The organism is Pseudomonas sp. 22072 (assembly GCF_052046095.1).
Lineage (GTDB): Bacteria > Pseudomonadota > Gammaproteobacteria > Pseudomonadales > Pseudomonadaceae > Aquipseudomonas > Aquipseudomonas paracarnis.
In genome coordinates this window covers 145,962-163,193 of the sequence record NZ_JBQEQE010000007.1, presented here as the reverse complement: position 1 = coordinate 163,193, position 17,232 = coordinate 145,962, and the positions used below count along the sequence as shown (strand labels likewise).

At 60.6% G+C, this 17,232-nt stretch carries 16 protein-coding genes; 1 reads left to right on the top strand and 15 read right to left on the bottom strand.

Going from position 1 to position 17,232, the window contains the following annotated elements; genetic code table 11:
• Positions 1 to 119 precede the first annotated feature (119 nt).
• Positions 120 to 872, top strand: coding sequence for an outer membrane beta-barrel protein (locus ACTJLA_RS09920; protein WP_034127889.1), 753 nt, complete (start codon positions 120 to 122; stop codon positions 870 to 872).
• A gap of 62 nt (positions 873 to 934) precedes the next feature.
• Here the strand turns inward: ACTJLA_RS09920 and ACTJLA_RS09915 are convergent, their stop codons facing one another.
• The 15 genes from ACTJLA_RS09915 to ACTJLA_RS09845 all read right to left on the bottom strand — a co-directional run bounded on the left by ACTJLA_RS09915 (position 935) and on the right by ACTJLA_RS09845 (position 16,782).
• A complete protein-coding gene (locus ACTJLA_RS09915; RefSeq protein WP_003192124.1) occupies positions 935 to 1,249 on the bottom strand; it encodes a helix-turn-helix domain-containing protein in 315 nt (104 codons plus the stop codon).
• Positions 1,239 to 1,589: a toxin gene (locus tag ACTJLA_RS09910; protein WP_003192123.1), complete on the bottom strand. Its 351-nt coding sequence runs from the start codon at positions 1,587 to 1,589 to the stop codon at positions 1,239 to 1,241. Before ACTJLA_RS09910 ends, ACTJLA_RS09915 begins: the two co-directional genes overlap by 11 nt.
• Positions 1,590 to 1,827: 238 nt before the next feature.
• Complete coding sequence (gene nuoN, locus ACTJLA_RS09905; protein ID WP_003174731.1) at positions 1,828 to 3,291, bottom strand: NADH-quinone oxidoreductase subunit NuoN; 1,464 nt, start codon at positions 3,289 to 3,291, stop codon at positions 1,828 to 1,830.
• Positions 3,292 to 3,298: 7 nt separating this feature from the next.
• Positions 3,299 to 4,831, bottom strand: a complete 1,533-nt coding sequence (gene nuoM / locus ACTJLA_RS09900; protein ID WP_014718913.1) for an NADH-quinone oxidoreductase subunit M — start codon at positions 4,829 to 4,831, stop codon at positions 3,299 to 3,301.
• A gap of 55 nt (positions 4,832 to 4,886) precedes the next feature.
• The gene (nuoL, locus tag ACTJLA_RS09895) at positions 4,887 to 6,740 is read right to left on the bottom strand and encodes an NADH-quinone oxidoreductase subunit L (protein ID WP_014718912.1); all 1,854 of its coding nucleotides are present in this window, start codon (positions 6,738 to 6,740) and stop codon (positions 4,887 to 4,889) included.
• Complete coding sequence (nuoK, locus tag ACTJLA_RS09890) at positions 6,737 to 7,045, bottom strand: NADH-quinone oxidoreductase subunit NuoK (RefSeq protein ID WP_003174727.1); 309 nt, start codon at positions 7,043 to 7,045, stop codon at positions 6,737 to 6,739. Before nuoK ends, nuoL begins: the two co-directional genes overlap by 4 nt.
• A 2-nt stretch (positions 7,046 to 7,047) precedes the next feature.
• Complete coding sequence (gene nuoJ, locus ACTJLA_RS09885) at positions 7,048 to 7,551, bottom strand: NADH-quinone oxidoreductase subunit J (protein ID WP_003174726.1); 504 nt, start codon at positions 7,549 to 7,551, stop codon at positions 7,048 to 7,050.
• Between the two features lie 9 nt (positions 7,552 to 7,560).
• Complete coding sequence (nuoI, locus tag ACTJLA_RS09880) at positions 7,561 to 8,109, bottom strand: NADH-quinone oxidoreductase subunit NuoI (protein ID WP_003174725.1); 549 nt, start codon at positions 8,107 to 8,109, stop codon at positions 7,561 to 7,563.
• A gap of 11 nt (positions 8,110 to 8,120) precedes the next feature.
• Entirely contained in the window at positions 8,121 to 9,128 is a 1,008-nt protein-coding gene (gene nuoH, locus ACTJLA_RS09875) for an NADH-quinone oxidoreductase subunit NuoH (protein WP_003174724.1), read from the bottom strand.
• On the bottom strand, positions 9,125 to 11,839 hold the full coding sequence (gene nuoG / locus ACTJLA_RS09870; protein ID WP_054917271.1) for an NADH-quinone oxidoreductase subunit NuoG: 2,715 nt from the start codon (positions 11,837 to 11,839) through the stop codon (positions 9,125 to 9,127). Before nuoG ends, nuoH begins: the two co-directional genes overlap by 4 nt.
• Before the next feature lie 135 nt (positions 11,840 to 11,974).
• Entirely contained in the window at positions 11,975 to 13,330 is a 1,356-nt protein-coding gene (gene nuoF / locus ACTJLA_RS09865) for an NADH-quinone oxidoreductase subunit NuoF (protein ID WP_032896666.1), read from the bottom strand.
• Complete coding sequence (gene nuoE, locus ACTJLA_RS09860; protein WP_003174721.1) at positions 13,327 to 13,824, bottom strand: NADH-quinone oxidoreductase subunit NuoE; 498 nt, start codon at positions 13,822 to 13,824, stop codon at positions 13,327 to 13,329. Before nuoE ends, nuoF begins: the two co-directional genes overlap by 4 nt.
• 2 nt (positions 13,825 to 13,826) lie before the next feature.
• Entirely contained in the window at positions 13,827 to 15,611 is a 1,785-nt protein-coding gene (gene nuoC, locus ACTJLA_RS09855; RefSeq protein ID WP_003192111.1) for an NADH-quinone oxidoreductase subunit C/D, read from the bottom strand.
• Positions 15,612 to 15,683: 72 nt separating this feature from the next.
• Positions 15,684 to 16,358 carry a NuoB/complex I 20 kDa subunit family protein gene (locus ACTJLA_RS09850; RefSeq protein WP_003174719.1) on the bottom strand — a complete coding sequence of 225 codons (675 nt, stop codon included), beginning with the start codon at positions 16,356 to 16,358 and terminating at the stop codon, positions 15,684 to 15,686.
• A 10-nt stretch (positions 16,359 to 16,368) separates the two neighbouring features.
• Positions 16,369 to 16,782, bottom strand: a complete 414-nt coding sequence (locus tag ACTJLA_RS09845) for an NADH-quinone oxidoreductase subunit A (protein ID WP_003192109.1) — start codon at positions 16,780 to 16,782, stop codon at positions 16,369 to 16,371.
• Positions 16,783 to 17,232 lie beyond the last annotated feature (450 nt).

Here is a 17,232-nt window from a genome sequence, read left to right as displayed (position 1 = left end):
GCCTTCGCTGAACCGTTTTTTCTCCATTTTGGTGCAAATCAGTTCGAACTTTTTGCAAACGCCAAGGTTCGAACCGATTCCTGAATACTTTGCCCACCTTAAAATGGAGATGTAAAACGATGTCCAAACTATTCGGAAAATTCCTCAAGAACACCTCGTTGCTGGCCCTGGTGGCCGCGCCTGGCGTGGTGTTCGCAGCACCTTCCACCGACCCGATTTCCACGTTCGGGATCATGGGCAGCTACAACGACTTCAAACTTGAAGGCGGTAGTGAAAGCGACAAGGACCACATGCCCGAAGCCGGCCTGTTCTATAACTTCGGCAACAAGCTCACCGCCGAATCCGGCTTCATTTACCAGGCCGGTATCGAAGCCAAGTACGGCGAGAAGAGCGATAACAAGCTCAAGGAAGGCCAGGCCGACCTCGACCTCGGCTGGCGTGCCGCGCTGGATGCGCGCAACTTCGTCGATGTGATCGTGGGCGGTGGCTACACCTGGACCCGCTACGAGCCGGACACCAATGGCTACGACATGAAGCTCACCAACAAGTCGCCGTTTGCCAAGGCAGCCCTGGGCTACAACCACCAGTTCGATGACATGACCCTGCGCGTTGAAGCCGGCGCCCGTCACACCATCGACGGCCGCGCCAAACTCAAGGTTGACGGCGTTGGCAGCGACAGCGTGGACCTCAAGGACCGCACCAACCCTTACGCCGAAGTCAGCCTGCTGATGAACCAGAAGGGTGACCTGCCAGTGATGGCGGGCCTGTACTACACCCGCACCGAGTACAAGCTCGATAACGACTCCTATGTGGCCGACAACACCAAGCTCAAGCGTGATGAGTATGGTTTCAAGGTGGGTATCGCGTTCTGACGCTGTTTGCGCTGCAAAAACGCCCCGAATGCTCGGGGCGTTTTTTGTGCGGCTATTGCCGGTCAGCCCAATGCGGCAAGTTGCGCCACGGTTTCCGGAAAGCGCGCCACTAGTCGTATCAACGTGACAGCCTGCGCATTCGGCTTGGCCCGGCCTTGCTCCCAGTTCTCCAGGGTGCGGGTGTTGGTGCGCAGGTACATGGCGAATACCGAGCGGGACAGGTTGAGTTGCTGGCGTACGGCGATTACCTCGTCAGCGCTGAGTGGCGCCAGCTTGTTGAGGTGCGCTTTGTGGGTGCGCAGGGTGATTTTTCCCTGGCGTTCATCAGCCAGGGCGTCGAAGCCTTCGACCAGTTCGGAAAAGATTTCACGTTTCATGGTGTGTTCTCGCTTTGATTTCCCTGTCTAGCATGTGTTTAAGGGCTTTTTTATGTTGTGGCGTCAGGTCGTTCTGTTCGTGTTTGCCGTACAAAGTGAATAACCAGAATTGCGTACCGCCTGACCACCAGTAGTAAATGACCCGCAGGCCACCGCGCTTGCCTTTGTTTCGTCGCTCATCGACGAAGCGAACCTTTCTCAACCCGCCCGTTCCCTCGATCACGTCTCCCGCTTCTGGGTTTTTCATCAACTCCTGCTGAAAACCGTGAAAAAGCTCATCGCTCAGATAGTCCCTGCGATGCCGTTCGAATGCCGGCAGTTCGATAAATAGAGCATCCATGTTCTGTACGTAGCCTGCGTATAGTTTGGTGGCCCACTCTCTATGGGTCAAGCGCCCAAGCTGTGGGAACTTTCTTAAAACGCAAACACCTTAAGGCCGCATCCAGCGGGGTAGATGCCGGATGAGGAGGCAGATTGAAGAAGAAATTTCAGCGAGTAGGGAAGGGAAAAAGCCAAGCTACAGAAACGCAAAACGGCGCCCAAAGGCGCCGTTCTGTTTACTGCATCAACCTAAGCGATCAAACGCCCAGCACCGCGTGCTGCACCAGGGTGAGCAACGGTTGTGGGTACACGCCCAGGAAGAACGCGAGCAGGGCGATGGCCAGCAGCATGACGCCGCCTGCCTTCTGTTCCCAATGCAGCTCGGCATCCACACGGCGCAGGTTTGGCTCGATCAGGTACAGGGTGACCATCACGCGCAGGTAGTAGAACACGCCGATGGCGCTGCCCAGTACCAGCGAGGCAACCAGCCACCATTCGTGGGCTTCGACACCGGTCGCGACGATGTAGAACTTGCCGATAAAGCCCGCCGTCAGCGGAATACCGGCCAACGACAGCATCATCACGGTGAGCACGGCGGTCAGGTACGGACGGCGCCAGAACAGGCCGCGGTATTCGTACAGGGCGTCGGCGTCACGGCCTTTGTACGGCGACGACATCAAGGTGATGACGCCGAACGCACCCAGGCTGGTGATCACGTAGGTGACCAGGTACACGCCGATGGCTTCTACAGCCAGGCCTTTGCTCGCCACCAGGGCGATCAGCAGGTAGCCGAAGTGGGCGATGGACGAATAACCCAGCAGGCGCTTGAGGTTGTTCTGGGTCAGGGCCAGCAGGTTACCGAACAGGATCGACGCAATGGCGATCACCGTCAGCACATTGCTCAGCACGCCGGTGTTGGCGGCAGGGGAGATCTGGAACAGACGCACCATCACTGCAAACACGGCCACTTTCGACGCAGTCGCCAGGAACGCGGCCACCGGCGCCGGGGCGCCTTCGTACACGTCGGGGGTCCACAGATGGAACGGCACCAGCGACAGCTTGAATGCCAGGCCGATCAGCATCATCGCCAGGCCCAACTGGGCAATCGGCGCCGGGCTGTTGGTGGCGGCCAGCGCGTGGCCGATACCGGTGAAGCTCAGGCTGCCGGCTTCGGCGTAGAGCAGGGCCATACCGAACAACAGGAACGCGGAACCGGCGGCCGACAGCACCATGTACTTGATGCCGGCTTCCAGGGAGCGCTTGTTGAAGAAGGCGTAGGCCACCAGGCCGTAGGTCGGGATCGACAGCAGTTCCAGGCCGATGAACAGGCCCGCCAGGTGCTGCGCGCTGACCAGCACGATACCGCCGGCCGCAGCCAGCAGGATCAGCAGGTACAGCTCTTCGCGGTTGCCCGGGTAGCCGGTGCCGCCTTCGCCGAGGTAGGCGTGGGCGAGGGTGACGCAGGCCAGGGTCGCCACCAGGATCAGGGCGATGTACAGCAGCGCGAAGTCATCGACCATCATCAATGGCGTGACTGCCAGTGGCGCGACCTTGAGGGCCGGGATGATCGACAGCAGGGCCAGGTTCAACCCGGCGCAGGACAGCAGGAACGTTTGCGAGTGATTGCGGCGCCAGGCGATTGCCAGCATCACCACCACGATGGTGAGGCTGGTAATCAGCAGCGGCGCAAGCGCGATAAAGTGTTGGATCGTGAATTCCATAGCGCTCTTACCGGGCCGAAGCGAGTTGAGAGAAGGCGGTGCCGAACCACTGCTGCACGCCATGCATCGTTGCGGCAGAAGTGTCCAGGAACGGTTGCGGGTACACGCCGATGAAGATCAGCAACACCGCAAGGCCGAGCACCATGATCAGTTCGCGCGCATCCATCCCTTGCAGGACGGTGTCGGACTTGGCCGGGCCGAAATAGGCGCGGTGGATCATGATCAGCGAGTAGACCGAACCGAACACCAGGCCGGAGGTGGCGATGGCGCTGATCCACGGCGTCTGCACAAAGGCACCCATCAGGATCAGGAACTCGCCGATGAAGTTACCGGTACCCGGCAAGCCCAGCGACGCGGCGGCAAAGAACAGGCTGATCGCCGGCAGGTAAGCGATGCGCGACCACACGCCACCCATTTCACGCATGTCACGGGTGTGCAGGCGCTCGTACAGCTGGCCACTCAGGATAAACAGCGCAGCGGCAGAAACACCGTGGGCCAACATCTGGATCACTGCGCCTTGCAACGCCAGCTGGCTGCCGGAGTAGATGCCGATCAGTACGAAACCCATGTGGGAAACGGACGAGAAGGCAATCAGGCGCTTGATGTCGGTTTGGGCGAAGGCCAGGAACGCACCGTAGAAAATCCCGATCAGACCCAGGGTCATGGCAATCGGCGCGAATTCGGCCGAAGCATTCGGGAACAGCGGCAGGGCGAAACGCAGCAGGCCGTAGGCAGCGGTCTTCAACAGGATACCGGCCAGGTCCACGGAACCGGCAGTCGGCGCCTGGGCGTGAGCGTCAGGCAACCAGGAGTGGAACGGCACCACCGGCAGCTTCACCGCGAAGGCGATGAAGAAGCCCAGCATCAGCACGTACTCGGTGGTCAACGACATCTTGGTCTTCAACAGATCGGCGTAGTTGAAGGTAATCACGCCGGTGTTGTTGAAGTTCACCAGTACCAAGCCCAGGATCGCCACCAACATGATCAGGCCGGAAGCCTGAGTGAAGATGAAGAACTTGGTCGCCGCGTAGATCCGGGTTTTCTTGCCGTCCGAAGAACTGTGACCCCAGAGCGCGATGAGGAAGTACATCGGCACCAGCATCATTTCCCAGAAGAAGAAGAACATGAACAGGTCCAGCGCCAGGAACACGCCGACAACGCCGCCCAGGATCCACATCAGGTTCAGGTGGAAGAAGCCCACGTGACGCTGGATCTCTTTCCAGGAGCAGAGTACCGAGAGGATACCCAGCAGGCCGGTCAGCAGGATCATCAACAGCGACAGGCCGTCGAGGGCCAGGTGCACGTTGATGCCGAAGCGCTGGATCCACACGTGCTTGAATTCAAGCGCAAAGGTGGGATCGACGCCCGGTGCCGGAGCGAATGAATAGTCACCATGGGCCCACAGCCAGAGGCCGAGCGCGAGTTCCAGGGACATGGTCAGCAACGCAATCCAGCGGGGGAGGGTGGCGCCGAAGCGTTCACCCATCCAGCAGAGCAGGCCGCCGATAAAGGGGATCAGGATTAGCCAGGGCAGAATCATGACGGGCTCGTTTCCTTTCGCAAGTTCGCAAAGTACGCAGTGCACTTAAACATAGTCAGACCGCTACCACGACGATGGCGCCGATCACCAGAACGGCACCCGCCGCCATGGACGCTGCATACCAACGCAATTGGCCGGTCTCGCTGCGGCTCAGGGCGGTGTGACCGGCCTTGGCGGCACGCGGGATCAAACCGATGGTCTGGTCGAGCGGGTCTTTGCGCAGCACGTGGCTGATCGCAAGGTAAGGTTTGACGAACAGTTTGTCGTAGATCCAATCGAAGCCCCAGGCAGCGAACCACCAGGCCGACAGGAAGCGACCAATGCCACTGTTGGCCACGGCAGTCACGAAGCGACGCTTGCCGAGGAACAGCAGAGCCGCCAGCAGGATACCGGCGATGGCGATGGCGCCCGAGGCGATTTCCAGGCTGTGCTGGGCTTCACCGCCGGCATGGCCGACGCTTTGTGGCAATACACCGTGCAGTGGCGGGGTGATCATCGCACCGACGAAGGTCGACAGGATGATCAGCACCGACAGTGGCAACCAATGGGAGATGCCGTGGCCTGCGTGCGCTTCGGTCTTGGCTTCACCGTGGAAGGTGATGAAGATCAGGCGGAAGGTGTACAGCGAGGTCATGAACGCACCTACCAGGCCTGCGTACAGCAGGTTCTGGTTACCGCTGGCGAAAGCTTCCCAGAGGATTTCGTCCTTGGAGTAGAAGCCTGCGGTTACCAGCGGCAGGGCCGCCAGGGCGGCACCACCGACGATGAAGCTGGCGTACGCCAGTGGCAGTTTCTTCCACAGGCCGCCCATCTTGAAGATGTTCTGCTCGTGGTGGCAGGCCACGATCACGGCGCCGGAGGCGAGGAACAGCAGGGCCTTGAAGAACGCGTGGGTCATCAGGTGGAAGATCGCCGCGTCCCAGGCGCCGACGCCCAGGGCCAGGAACATGTAGCCGATCTGGCTCATGGTCGAGTAGGCGAGGATACGCTTGATGTCGGTCTGCACCAGCGCGGCGAAGCCGGCCAGTACCAGGGTCACGCCGCCGACGATACCCACCAGGTGCAGGATGTCCGGCGCCAGGGTGAACAGGCCGTGGGTACGGGCGATCAGGTAGACACCGGCGGTTACCATGGTGGCGGCGTGGATCAGTGCCGATACCGGGGTAGGACCGGCCATTGCATCCGCCAGCCAGGTTTGCAGTGGCAGTTGCGCAGATTTACCCACGGCGCCACCCAGCAGCATCAGGGTAGCCAGGGTGATCCAGAAGTCGCCGACCTGGAATTTCTGCGGTGCCAGCACCAGCAGTTCCTGGATGTTCAGCGTGCCCACCTGTTGGAACAGGATGAACAGGCCGATGGCCATGAACACGTCGCCGATGCGGGTGACGATAAACGCCTTGAGTGCTGCGTTACCGTTGTTGCGGTTGCTGTAGTAGAAACCGATCAACAGGTACGAGCACAGGCCCACGCCTTCCCAGCCGAAGTACAGGAACAACAGGTTATCGCCCAGCACCAGGAACAGCATGCTGGCGATAAACAGGTTGGTGTACGAGAAGAAGCGCGAGTAGCCCGCTTCACCGCGCATGTACCAGGACGCGAACAGGTGGATCAGGAAGCCCACACCCACCACCACGCCGAGCATGGTGATCGACAGGCCGTCGATGTAGAGGGCGAAGTTGGGCTTGAAGCCCTCGACCGCCATCCACTGCCACAGCACCAGGGTGTAGTGACCACCTTCGGGCGGCGCCACGTTGAATTGCCAGATGACGTAGGCGGCCACGATGGCCGACAGGCCGATGGAACCCACGCCGATCAGGGCCGAGAGGTTCTCCGACCAGCGCCCGCGAGAGAACGACAGCAGCAGGAAACCGATCAGGGGGAATACGAAAGTCAGAAAGATCATGTTCATCCGCGCATCTCACTGGCAGCGTCGATATCAAGCGTGTGGAAGCGACGATACAGCTGCAGCAGGATCGCCAGGCCAATACTGGCTTCGGCGGCTGCCAGGCTGATCACCAGGATGAACATCACTTGCCCATCCGGCTGGCCCCAACGTGCGCCTGCCACGATGAACGCCAGTGCCGCAGCGTTCATCATGATTTCCAGGCTCATCAACACGAACAGAATGTTACGGCGAACCATCAGGCCGACCAGGCCAAGGCAGAACAGGATGCCGGCGACCGCCAGACCATGCTCCAAAGGGATAGCAGGCATCGTCATTGCTCCTTGGCTTCGTTGCGGCCCAAGTGGAAGGCAGTGATGGCTGCGGCGAGCAGCAGCATCGAAGCCAGTTCGACCACCAGCAGGTACGGGCCGAACAGGCTGATGCCCACGGCTTTCGCGTCTACGGTGGTGTGGCCGATGGCCTGGCCGCTCTGGTGAGCGAACAGCACATACAGCAGTTCACCCAGCAGCAGGGCTGCGAGGACAACCGGGCCGAGCCAGATGCCGGGCTTGAGCCAGACGCGCTCCTGGGCGACCGAAGCCGGCCCCAGGTTGAGCATCATCACCACAAACACGAACAGCACCATGATGGCGCCGGCGTAGGCGATCACTTCCAGCACACCGGCGAACGGTGCGCCGAGGCTGAAAAAGGTCATGGCCACGGCGATCAGCGAAATGATCAGGTAGAGCAGGGCGTGCACGGGGTTAGTGTTGGTGATCACGCGAAGCGTGGACACCACTGCAATACCCGATGCGAAATAGAAAGCGAATTCCATCTTTCTTCCTTAAGGCAGCAAGCTCTTCACGTTGATCGGCTCGGCTTCGTTTTGTGCGGCGCCTTTTGGCTTACCGGCAACGGCCATACCTGCAACACGATAGAAGTTGTAATCAGGGTTTTTACCGGGACCAGAGATCAAAAGATCTTCTTTCTCGTACACCAGGTCCTGACGTTTGAACTCGGCCATCTCGAAATCCGGCGTCAGCTGGATCGCGGTGGTCGGGCAAGCTTCCTCGCAGAGGCCGCAGAAAATGCAGCGCGAGAAGTTGATGCGGAAGAAGTCCGGGTACCAGCGACCATCTTCGGTTTCAGCTTTCTGCAGGGAAATGCAACCCACCGGGCACGCCACGGCGCACAGGTTGCAGGCTACGCAACGCTCTTCGCCGTCGGGGTCGCGGGTCAGTACGATGCGGCCGCGATAGCGCGGCGGCAGGTACACCGCTTCTTCGGGGTATTGCAGGGTGTCGCGTTTGCGAAAGCCGTGACCGAACACCATCACCAGGCTTCGCAACTGGGTACCGGTACCCTTAACGATGTCGCCAATATATTTGAACATGGGTCAAATCCTCACTGAACCGCGGCAGCGGGCGTGTTCAACAACACGACGGCAGCCGTCACCAGCAAATTGATCAGGGTCAGCGGCAGGCAGAATCTCCAGCTGAAATCCATCACCTGGTCATAGCGCGGGCGCGGAATCGAGGCGCGCAGCAGGATGAACAGCATGATGAAGAACGCGGTCTTCAGGAAGAACCAGAAGAAGGCCAACTGCGGCAGGATGCCGAACGGACCGTGCCAGCCGCCGAAGAACAGCGTGACCAGCAGGGCCGAGATCAAGATGATGCCGATGTACTCACCGACGAAGAACATGCCCCACTTCATACCGGCATATTCAATGTGGTAACCGTCGGCCAGTTCCTGTTCCGCTTCCGGCTGGTCGAAGGGGTGACGGTGAGTCACGGCCACGCCAGCGATGAAGAAGGTGCAGAAGCCGAAGAACTGCGGAATGATGAACCACAGGTTCTGCGCCTGGTACTCGACGATGTCGCGCATGTTGAACGAGCCAACCTGCACCACGATGCCCATCAGTGCCAACCCCATGAACACTTCATAGGATACGGTTTGGGCCGAGGCACGCAAGCTGCCCAGCAGGGCGAACTTGTTGTTGCTCGACCAACCGGCGAACAGCACCGCGTATACCGACAAACCGGCCATGGCGAAGAAGAACAGCAAACCGATGTTCAGGTCCGCCACGCCCCAGGTCGGGGTGATCGGGATGATCGCAAACGCAATCAGCAAGGCGCTCATGGCTACCACCGGTGCCAGGGTGAAGATCACCTTGTCGGCAAACGGCGGGGTCCAGTCTTCCTTGAAGAACATTTTCAGCATGTCGGCAGCGATCTGGAACATGCCGAACGGGCCAACGCGGTTCGGACCGTAACGGTCCTGCCACCAGCCCAGCAGGCGACGTTCGACGAAGCTGAGCAGGGCGCCCGCGACGACCACGGCCAACAGGATCACGATGGCCTTGACCACCGAGATGATCACGTCAATTACTTCCGGCGTGAACCAAGTCATTGCGCTGCCTCCTGCAGACCGTCAACGGTTTTGCCGAAAATGGCAGGCGGAATACCGGCGATGCCTTTAGGCAGTGCAACCAGGCCGGCACCCAACTCATCGTTGATACGCAGCGGCAGACGCAAGGTCTGGCCGGCCACGTTGAGGCTGAGCAAGGCACCGTCGTTGACGCCCAGGCGGTCGGCTTCGGACTTGGCCACGGACACATAGGCGGCAGGAATGCGCTCTTGAACCGGCGCGGCCTTGGAAGAAGTTTCTTCGCTGCCGAACAGGTGGAAGAACGGCACGACTTGCCAGGTGCCCGGCGCCGGGTTGAACGGACGCGGTACCGCAGCGAACCAGTTCAGCGAGTCACCGCTGGTTTCGATCAGGCGAGTGCCCGGGTCGCCAGCGCGGATGTGACCACCGACTTCGTCCTGGAACTTGTTCCAGGCTTGCGGCGAGTTCCAGCCCGGCGACCAGGCAAACGGCACCTGCTGACGGGGTTCGGCCGAACCCGAATAACCTTCCATGGAGAAGGCAAACGCGGTGTCGTTGTCTTGCGGGGTACGTGGCTCGTGCACGCTGATGTCAGCACGCATGGCGGTACGACCGGAGTAACGCAGCGGCTCACGTGCCAGTTTCAGGCCCTTGATGCGGAACGCGGCAGACGGCGCGGCATCGACGATACGAGCAAGCTGCGGCGCGCTGGCGGCGGTGGCAGCGGTCACGTGGTCGAGTTGGGTCCAGTCGATCGGCTGGTTCAGCAGGGTGGCGCGCAGGGCATGCAGCCAGCGCCAGCCTTCGTGCACCAGGATGCTGGCGTCCATGTACTTCGGATCGAACACCTGGAAGAAGCGCTGGGCGCGGCCTTCCTGGCTGACCAGTGTGCCGTCGCCTTCGGCGAAGGTGGCGGCTGGCAGCACCAGGTCGGCGCGGTCGCTGGTGGCGGTCTTCTGGTGGTCGGCGACGATCAGCACTTTGGCCGCGTCCAGTGCAGCGTCAACCTTGGCGGCAGCGGTGCGGGTGTACAGGTCGTTTTCCAGCACCACGATGGCGTCGGCGTTGCCGTCGATCACCGCTTGCAAGGCCGCGTCCACGGACTCGCCACCGAGCATTGCCAGGCCCAGGCTGTTGGCTTCCGGCACCACCAGGCTGATGGAGCCATTTTTGTCGCGCAGCTTAAGGGCCTTGGCGATGTTGGCGGCGGCTTCGATCAGCGCCTTGGAACCCAACGAGGTACCGGCAATGATCAGCGGGCGCTTGGCCGCCAGCAGGGCGTCGGCAATGCGCTGAGCCAACTCGACAGCTTCAGCGTCCAGGCCTTCAACGGCGGGTGCGCTGGCGTCGAGGGCGTGGGCCACGGCGAAACCGAGGCGCGCCAGGTCGTCCGGCGCGGCGTGTACGCATTCTTCAGCGATGTCGTCGAGCTTGGTTTCAGCCAGGGAAGCGATAAACAGCGGGTTCAGCGCGTGCTGGCCGATGTTCTTCACGGCGGCGTCAAGCCAAGGCTGTACGCGCATGGCGTCGGCCATTTCTTCGGCCTTGCCTTTGACCGACTGACGCAGTGACAGCGCGATGCGTGCAGCGGTCTGGGTCAGGTCTTCACCGAGTACGAAGATCGCATCGTGGTCTTCGATGTCGCGCATGTTCGGCACTGGCAGCGGGCTGTCGTTCAGCACTTGCAGGACCAGGCGGATGCGCTCCAGCTCGCCCGCTTCGATACCGCAGTAGAAGTGCTCGGCACCCACCAGTTCACGCAAGGCGAAGTTGCTTTCGAGGCTGGCGCGTGGCGAACCGATACCGACGATAGTGCGCCCGCGCAACAGGTCGGCGGCTTTATCCAGCGCGGCGTCCAGGCTCAGCTTGGCGCCATCGGCCAGCAGCGGCTGGCGCGGACGGTCTTCGCGGTTTACGTAGCCATAGCCGAAGCGGCCACGGTCGCACAGGAAGTACTGGTTGACCGAACCGTTGAAGCGGTTTTCGATACGGCGCAATTCACCGTAGCGCTCGCCCGGCGAGATGTTGCAACCGCTGGAGCAGCCATGGCAGATGCTCGGTGCGAACTGCATGTCCCACTTGCGGTTGTAGCGCTCGGAGTGGGTCTTGTCGGTGAACACACCGGTGGGGCAGACCTCGGTGAGGTTGCCGGAGAATTCGCTTTCGAGCACGCCGTCTTCAACGCGACCGAAGTACACGTTGTCGTGGGCGCCGAATACGCCGAGGTCGGTGCCGCCGGCGTAGTCCTTGTAGAAGCGCACGCAGCGGTAGCAGGCGATGCAGCGGTTCATTTCGTGGGAAATGAACGGGCCGAGGTCCTGGTTCTGGTGGGTACGCTTGGTGAAGCGATAGCGGCGCTCGTTGTGGCCGGTCATCACCGTCATGTCTTGCAGGTGGCAGTGACCGCCTTCCTCACAGACCGGGCAGTCGTGGGGGTGGTTGGTCATCAGCCATTCGACAACGCTGGCGCGGAACGCCTTGGACTCTTCATCGTCGATGGAGATCCAGGTGTTGTCGGTGGCTGGGGTCATGCAGGACATGACGATACGACCACGGGTGTCGTTTTCGTCGGTGTATTGCTTGACCGCACACTGGCGACAGGCACCGACGCTACCGAGAGCGGGGTGCCAGCAGAAATACGGGATGTCGAGGCCGAGTGACAGACATGCCTGTAACAGGTTGTCCGCCCCATCGACTTCGAGCGCTTTGCCGTCTACGTGGATAGTGGCCATGGTTCAAAGTTCTTCGTTGGCCCGTTGTCAGCGGGCGTGGCTAATGGAATCTTGTTATTCATGTGCATCTACACAGCCTTTACGGCGTCAGCACATGAGCAGGCGAAGGGCACGGACCCTTCGCCTGTTTAAGCGTTACGCGCCGACTACGATCGGCTTCGCCAGAGGCGGGACGGCGGCGCTGGTGGGCGCGATGCCGGCTTCGAACTCCGAGCGGAAGTATTTGATTGCGCTGCCCAATGGCTCCACGGCGCCCGGTGCGTGAGCACAGAAAGTCTTGCCTGGGCCGAGGAAACCGACCAGACCCAGCAGGGTTTCGATGTCGCCCTCGCGGCCTTCGCCATTTTCCAGGGCCATCAGCAGCTTGACGCTCCAAGGCAGGCCGTCGCGGCATGGGGTGCAGAAGCCGCAGGATTCGCGGGCAAAAAACTGCTCCATGTTGCGCAGCAACGAGACCATGTTCACGGTGTTGTCGACCGCCATCGCCAGGCCGGTACCCATCCGGGTGCCCACCTTGCCGATACCGCCGGCATACATTTGTGCATCGAGGTGCTCGGGCAGCAGGAAACCGGTGCCGGCGCCGCCTGGCTGCCAGGCTTTCAAGGTGTAGCCGTCGCGCATACCGCCGGCGTAGTCCTCGAACAGCTCGCGTGCGGTCACGCCGAATGGCAGTTCCCACAGGCCAGGGTTCTTGACCTTGCCGGAGAAGCCCATGAGCTTGGTGCCCATGTCTTCGCTGCCTTCGCGGGCCAGGGATTTGTACCAGTCCACGCCGTCGGCGATGATCGCCGGCACGTTGCACAGGGTCTCGACGTTGTTCACGCAAGTCGGCTTGCCCCACACGCCCACGGCGGCAGGGAAGGGCGGCTTGGAACGCGGGTTGGCGCGGCGGCCTTCGAGGGAGTTGATCAGTGCGGTTTCTTCACCGCAGATATAACGCCCGGCGCCGGTGTGCACGAACAGTTCGAAGTCGAAACCGGAGCCGAGGATGTTCTTGCCCAGCAGGCCGGCGGCCTTGGCTTCTTCCACGGCACGGTTGAGGTGCTTGGCGGCGGTGGTGTACTCGCCACGCAGGAAGATATAGCCACGGTAGGTCTTGAGCGCACGGGCGCTGATCAACATGCCTTCGATCAGCAGATGGGGCAGTTGCTCCATCAACATGCGGTCTTTCCAGGTGTTGGGCTCCATCTCATCCGCGTTGCACAGCAGGTAGCGGATGTTGATGGATTCGTCTTTGGGCATCAGGCCCCATTTCACGCCGGTGGGGAAACCCGCACCGCCGCGACCTTTGAGGCCGGCGTCCTTCACGGTCTGGACGATATCGTCCTGGGCCATGTCGGCGAAGGCTTTGCGCGCTGCGGCGTAACCGTTCTTGGCCTGGTATTCGTCAAGCCATACCGGCTCGCCGTCGTCACGCAGGCGCCAAGTCAGCGGGTGAGTCTCGGCCGAACGCTTGATCAGGTTGGCCGGGCCGAAGGAAGTCAGGGTCATGGGTAGCCCTCGAGCAATTGGGTCACGCCAGCAGGCTGCACGTCACCGAATGTGTCGTCGTCGATCATCAACGCCGGCGCCTTGTCGCAGTTGCCCAGGCAGCACACCGGCAGCAGCGTGAAGCGGCCGTCCGGGGTGGTCTGGCCGAGGCCGATGCCCAGCTTGTTCTGGATCTCGCTGACCACCGATTCGTGGCCGCCGATGTAGCAGACCATGCTGTCGCACACGCGAATGATGTGGCGGCCAACCGGCTGGCGGAAGATCTGGCTGTAGAACGTCGCCACGCCTTCAACGTCACTGGCGGGGATGCCGAGGATCTCGCCGATGGCGTAGAGGGCGCCGTCTGGCACCCAGCCACGTTCCTTCTGGACGATCTTCAGGGCTTCGATCGACGCCGCGCGCGGGTCTTCGTAGTGATGCAGCTCGTGCTCGATGGCCGAGCGCTCGGTTTCACTCAAGGTGAAACGGTCTGTCTGGATAAGCGTGCTGTTCATGCTTAGCGGTCCACGTCGGCCATAACGAAATCGATACTACCCAGGTACGCAATCAAGTCCGCGACCATCTCGCCTTTGATCACCGAAGGGATCTGCTGCAAGTGGGCAAAACTTGGGGTACGAATCCGGGTGCGGTAGCTCATGGTGCCGCCATCGCTCGTCAGGTAATAACTGTTGATACCCTTGGTCGCTTCGATCATCTGGAAGGATTCGTTGGCCGGCATGACCGGACCCCACGAAACCTGCAGGAAGTGCGTGATCAGGGTTTCGATGTGCTGCAGCGTGCGCTCTTTGGGCGGCGGCGTGGTCAGCGGGTGATCCGCCTTGTACGGGCCGGCCGGCATGTTGCGCATGCACTGCTCGATGATCTTCAGGCTCTGGCGCATTTCTTCGACGCGCACGATGCAACGGTCGTAGGCATCGCCATTGGCCGCCAGCGGTACTTCGAACTCGAAGTTCTCGTAGCCGGAGTACGGGCGCGCTTTACGCAGGTCGAAGTCGCAACCGGTGGAACGCAGGCCGGCGCCGGTGACGCCCCATTCCAGGGCCTCTTTGGTGTTGTACTGCGCGACGCCGATGGTGCGGCCTTTGAGGATGCTGTTGTCCAAGGCGGCTTTCTGGTACTCGTCCAGGCGCTTGGGCATCCAGTCGATGAATTCCTTGACCAGGCGTTCCCAGCCGTTCGGCAGGTCGTGGGCCACGCCGCCGATGCGGTACCAGGCCGGGTGCAGGCGGAAACCGGTGATGGCTTCGATGACCTTGTAGGCGCGCTGACGGTCGGTGAAGGTGAAGAACACCGGGGTCATGGCGCCGACGTCCTGGATATAGGTACCCAGGAACAGCAGGTGGCTGGTGATGCGGAAGAACTCGGCCATCATGATGCGGATGGTGTCGACGCGGTCCGGCACCTTGATGCCGGCCAGCTTCTCGACCGAGAGCACGTACGGCAGGTTGTTCATCACGCCGCCGAGGTAGTCGATACGGTCGGTGTACGGGATGAAGCTGTGCCAGGACTGGCGCTCGGCCATCTTCTCGGCGCCACGGTGGTGGTAGCCGATGTCCGGGACGCAGTCGACGATCTCTTCGCCGTCCAGTTGCAGGATGATACGGAAGGCACCGTGAGCCGAAGGGTGGTTCGGGCCCAGGTTGAGGAACATGTAGTCCTCGTTGGTGCCGGAACGCTTCATGCCCCAGTCTTCGGGGCGGAAGCGCGCCGCCTCTTCTTCTAGCTGCTGCTTGGCCAGGTTGAGGCTGAACGGGTCGAATTCGGTGGCGCGGGCAGGGAAGTCCTTGCGCAGCGGGTGACCTTCCCAGGTCGGCGGCATCATGATGCGCGTCAGGTGCGGGTGGCCCGGGAAGTCGATACCGAACATGTCCCAGACTTCACGCTCGTACCAGCTGGCGTTCGGCCAGATACCGGTGACGGTCGGGATGCTCAGGTCGCTCTCGCTCAGCGCGACCTTGATCATCACGTCGCTGTTACGTTCCAGCGACATCAGGTGGTAGAACACGGTGAAATCGGCGCCGCTCGGCAGGCCCTGGCGCTTGGTGCGCAGACGCTCGTCCACGCCATGCAGGTCATAGAGCATGACGTACGGCTTGGGCAGGTTGCGCAGGAAGGTCAGGACTTCGACGAGCCTGGCACGCGCCACCCACAGCACCGGCATACCGGTGCGTGTGGCCTGGGCGGTGAAGGCGTCAGGGCCAAAACGGTTATTGAGTTCGACAACCACATCCTGGTCGTCTGCCTTGTAAGGCGGGATGTACAGAGCACTGCCTGTAGTCATGGTTTTTTATCGCTTTCGGTCAACGTAAAGAATGAAGCCAGGTTTTCGTTCTATAAAAGAAGCGGTGCTGGATCAGACTTCGTCGGGGCTGCGCAGGTTGGTGACTGCGATTCGCTGTTCGCGGCGCTGTTCCTTTTGAGACGGCATCTCGGCGCGATAAACGCCTTGATCACCGACCACCCAGGACAGTGGGCGACGCTCCTTGCCAATCGATTCCTGCAACAGCATCAAGCCTTGCAGGAACGCTTCGGGACGGGGCGGGCAGCCAGGCACGTAGACGTCCACGGGCAGGAACTTGTCCACGCCTTGAACGACCGAGTAGATGTCGTACATGCCACCGGAGTTGGCGCACGAACCCATGGAGATAACCCATTTCGGCTCGAGCATTTGCTCATAGAGACGCTGGATGATCGGCGCCATCTTGATGAAGCAGGTCCCGGCGATAACCATGAAATCCGCCTGGCGCGGCGAGGCCCGGATAACTTCGGCGCCGAAGCGTGCGATGTCGTGGGGCGCCGTGAAGGCGGTGGTCATTTCCACGTAGCAGCACGAAAGGCCGAAGTTGTACGGCCACAGGGAGTTTTTACGCCCCCAGTTGACCGCGCCACTCAGCACGTCTTCCAGCTTGCCCATGTAGATGTTTTTGTGGACTTGGTCTTCTAACGGGTCGGAAACGGTTTCTCGTTCGCCGATGGGGTACTGCTCGTTAGGAGCATCCGGGTCGATCCTGGTGAGATTGTATTGCATTGCCAAAGCCTCATTGTTTCAGCTTCGCTTGCCGCTTGCGACGAGCTTCCGGAGCCCAGTCAAGGGCGCCCACTCGGAACAGGTAGACAAGACCTGCCAACAGAATTGCTATGAAAACGAGAGCTTCGACGAATCCGGTCCAGCCGCTTTCGCGGACGGACACAGACCATGCAAAGAGAAAGAGGGCTTCGATATCGAAGATCACGAACAACATCGCGACCAGATAGAATTTGGCTGAGAGCCGCAAGCGGGCGCCACCTGTAGGCAGCATGCCGGATTCGAACGGTTCGTTTTTGCTGCGGCCCCAGGCTTTTGACCCAAGGAGGCTGGACACGCCGAGCATGAAGGCGCAAAGGCCTACAACACCGAGAAGGAAAATGGCAAAGCCCCAGTTGTGGGCCATGAGTCCTGTCGCGTCGGTCATGCTGGAAATCCTTAACAGAGAGCAAAGGTCTCTGAGCTCGAAAAAGTAACGATGCAGTGACGATATGTCGCACTGCAATCAATCGCGGTGATTTTATGGCTAAACACCGGGCAAGTAAAATTCCCAGGGCGAAATTATTCGGTGGAATAAGCACATAGTGCACCTTCTTGGGGCTGTAGCCCTTGTGGTGTGGGCATTAGCGGGCTTTTCATCAATTATGTTTTGTTTAAGCTGTAACGAAGTTTTCGGGTGCCAAATGATAATGAATATTGTTTGCGAGGGGTGTAAGCGAGTGTTTCTCATGTGGCGCGGGAAGTTACCGTTACTTGCTTGAGTGTCGCTTAGTTGTCGCAACGGTTCTTTTAACCGATCGGATGTGCGCGGATACCGCTCTGGATCAATGTTTTTAGCAAAAAACTATGGATAGGGCGTGGTCAATGTGGGAGCTGG

What these genes read in the sequence shown, in the direction of transcription:
- ACTJLA_RS09915 (WP_003192124.1), bottom strand. Translation starts at nt 1,249, where the DNA reads ATGAAACGTGAAATCTTTTCCGAACTGGTCGAAGGCTTCGACGCCCTG.
- nuoH (WP_003174724.1), bottom strand. Translation starts at nt 9,128, where the DNA reads ATGACTTGGTTCACGCCGGAAGTAATTGACGTGATCATCTCGGTGGTC.
- ACTJLA_RS09845 (WP_003192109.1), bottom strand. Translation starts at nt 16,782, where the DNA reads ATGACCGACGCGACAGGACTCATGGCCCACAACTGGGGCTTTGCCATT.
- nuoG (WP_054917271.1), bottom strand. Translation starts at nt 11,839, where the DNA reads ATGGCCACTATCCACGTAGACGGCAAAGCGCTCGAAGTCGATGGGGCG.
- nuoJ (WP_003174726.1), bottom strand. Translation starts at nt 7,551, where the DNA reads ATGGAATTCGCTTTCTATTTCGCATCGGGTATTGCAGTGGTGTCCACG.
- nuoN (WP_003174731.1), bottom strand. Translation starts at nt 3,291, where the DNA reads ATGGAATTCACGATCCAACACTTTATCGCGCTTGCGCCGCTGCTGATT.
- ACTJLA_RS09850 (WP_003174719.1), bottom strand. Translation starts at nt 16,358, where the DNA reads ATGCAATACAATCTCACCAGGATCGACCCGGATGCTCCTAACGAGCAG.
- ACTJLA_RS09920 (WP_034127889.1), top strand. Translation starts at nt 120, where the DNA reads ATGTCCAAACTATTCGGAAAATTCCTCAAGAACACCTCGTTGCTGGCC.
- nuoL (WP_014718912.1), bottom strand. Translation starts at nt 6,740, where the DNA reads ATGAACATGATCTTTCTGACTTTCGTATTCCCCCTGATCGGTTTCCTG.
- nuoM (WP_014718913.1), bottom strand. Translation starts at nt 4,831, where the DNA reads ATGATTCTGCCCTGGCTAATCCTGATCCCCTTTATCGGCGGCCTGCTC.
- nuoF (WP_032896666.1), bottom strand. Translation starts at nt 13,330, where the DNA reads ATGACCCTGACTTCCTTCGGCCCGGCCAACCTGATCAAGCGTTCGGCC.
- nuoI (WP_003174725.1), bottom strand. Translation starts at nt 8,109, where the DNA reads ATGTTCAAATATATTGGCGACATCGTTAAGGGTACCGGTACCCAGTTG.
- ACTJLA_RS09910 (WP_003192123.1), bottom strand. Translation starts at nt 1,589, where the DNA reads ATGGATGCTCTATTTATCGAACTGCCGGCATTCGAACGGCATCGCAGG.
- nuoE (WP_003174721.1), bottom strand. Translation starts at nt 13,824, where the DNA reads ATGAACAGCACGCTTATCCAGACAGACCGTTTCACCTTGAGTGAAACC.
- nuoK (WP_003174727.1), bottom strand. Translation starts at nt 7,045, where the DNA reads ATGCCTGCTATCCCTTTGGAGCATGGTCTGGCGGTCGCCGGCATCCTG.
- nuoC (WP_003192111.1), bottom strand. Translation starts at nt 15,611, where the DNA reads ATGACTACAGGCAGTGCTCTGTACATCCCGCCTTACAAGGCAGACGAC.